Annotated in this window: 2 protein-coding genes; both read left to right on the top strand. The window is 61.1% G+C overall.

Annotated features, from left to right (window positions below):
• Positions 1-67: 67 nt before the first annotated feature.
• Positions 68-523, top strand: coding sequence for an RrF2 family transcriptional regulator (locus NW815_RS13695; RefSeq protein WP_414390742.1), 456 nt, complete (start codon positions 68-70; stop codon positions 521-523).
• 13 nt (positions 524-536) lie between these two features.
• Positions 537-1,541, top strand: a complete 1,005-nt coding sequence (gene cbiB / locus NW815_RS13690) for an adenosylcobinamide-phosphate synthase CbiB (RefSeq protein ID WP_414390739.1) — start codon at positions 537-539, stop codon at positions 1,539-1,541.
• The last annotated feature ends 28 nt before the right edge of the window (positions 1,542-1,569 follow it).

The raw sequence follows: 1,569 nt of genomic DNA, 5'->3' as shown, positions 1-1,569 counted from the left end.
AGTCCTTTCGCGGTAGCGGGACGGAGTCCTATGGCAGGATCGAGAAGTGCTGCGGAGAGGGATCCCGGTGCGCTTGACAACGCGGGCCACCTATAGCATCAAAGCTTTGTTGGATCTGGCGATGCTCGGCTCCGGGCAAATGGCTTCGGTGCGGGCCATTGCTCAGCGACAGGGGATCCCAGCTCCCTACCTGGAAAAGTTGCTGATTGAGTTGCGCCAGGCCGGCTTGGTTTGTTCCCAACGGGGGGCCCAGGGGGGCTACCGGCTGGCACGGGCACCGCGGCGGATCCCGATTAGCGCCATTTTGGCGGCAGTGGGAGAATCCTTGGATCCTCTCATGGACAGTTCTAATCCTTCAGCCGTGTATTCGGCGGAGCGGCTGGACTGGGTGACGGAAGCCCTGTGGCAGCGGATCGCTCGGCAAGTGCAGCAGGTGCTGGAGGAAACCACCTTGGAAGATCTGTATTTTGATGTTCGGAGCTGGCAGGCGGCTCAGGATCAGGAGAGTGGATTTGTGGTTTGAGCCTGCTGGCGGGATGGAGTCATCGCTGTTTTTCCCGGCCCAACCAACTGCCGGGGTGGTGCTGGCGGCAGCTTTGGCTTTGGATTATCTGCTGGCGGATCCCTGGGGTTGGCCTCATCCGGTGCGGGTGATGGGGGCTGTAATTGCCTGGGGACAAGGCTATATCCTCAAGCACTGTTCGACTCCGCAAGCACAACAGTGGGGCGGGGCAGTTCTCACCCTAACTTTGGTGGGGGGATCCTACGGCATAGGCTGGGGGCTGGTCGCCATCGGCAATGCCATCCATTCCTGGGCAGGGATCCTCATGCAGGTGATCCTGATGGCCAGTTGTCTGGGAGGGCGCAGCCTGCGCTTTGCTGCGTTGGAGGTGTTGGATCCCTTGGAAAAAGGGGATCTGCCGGAGGCCCGTCAACGGCTCAGCCGCTACGTGGGGCGGGATACAGAGCACCTGACGGAGCCGGAGATTTTGCGGGCGCTGATTGAGACGGTGGCCGAAAATACTCCCGACGGAGCAACTGCCCCTCTGTTCTACGCCTTCTTGGGAGGGGCGCCCTTGGCCCTAGCCTACAAGGCCAGCAGCACGCTGGATTCGATGGTGGGCTACCGCCACCCCCCTTTCACCCATTTGGGCACAGTGCCGGCCCGCTGTGAGGATGGGCTGACTTGGCTGCCCTGCCGCCTGACGGTGCTCACGCTGGCGCTGCTCAGCCGGGATCCTTGGGGGTTCTGGCAGCGGTGTCGTCAGGACGCGCAAGCGGATCCCAGCCCCAATTCGGGGTGGAGCGAAGCGGCTTTTGCCTGGCGGCTGCAGATCCAATTGGGGGGAACCAATTTCTATCAGGGGATCCCGAAGGTGAAACCCAAATTGGGGATCCCAGCTCGCCCCTTGACCCCGCAAGTGGTGCGGGAAAGCTTGGGACTGCTGCGACAGGTTGTATGGATTTGGGGGAGTTTGATGGTGGGAGCAACTCTCCTGTTGACCGTTCTGCAACTCATGGTCGTTTATTTCACCCCCTAGGATGAACTAAACAACCGGTTGCTTCCTG

It is taken from the genome of Synechococcus sp. R6-7 (genome assembly GCF_047461695.1).
In the GTDB taxonomy this organism is placed as follows: domain Bacteria; phylum Cyanobacteriota; class Cyanobacteriia; order Thermostichales; family Thermostichaceae; genus Thermostichus.
The sequence above is the reverse complement of the archived record's forward strand: the minus strand, read 5'-3'. Positions and strand labels throughout refer to the sequence as shown.